Below are 227 nucleotides of genomic sequence, written 5' to 3' on the forward strand. Positions count from 1 at the left end.
TCACAACCGACAAATATAGCAGAGGAGAAAATCACCAAAATTAGTAGATTTAATTTTTTCATAATTTGATGTTTAATAATAAGATGCCACTTATACATAATGGTTGCGCGAATTTTTTCTAAAGCTTGTTGCCAACGGTTGCGGTTATCACAAGTTGCGGGAGTAGGGATGCGAACTTGTCGGATTAACCATTTTCTTTCCTGATTTCTAAAATTACACTTTTTCCT

General features: G+C 34.4%; 1 protein-coding gene. It reads right to left on the reverse strand.

Features of this window, described 5'->3' with window-relative positions; genetic code table 11:
• Nucleotides 1-227 (reverse strand): hypothetical protein (locus tag I6U50_RS15965; RefSeq protein WP_232805970.1); only part of this gene is annotated, 227 nt, incomplete at both ends.

This window comes from Salegentibacter maritimus (genome assembly GCF_016236975.1).
GTDB lineage: Bacteria > Bacteroidota > Bacteroidia > Flavobacteriales > Flavobacteriaceae > Salegentibacter > Salegentibacter maritimus.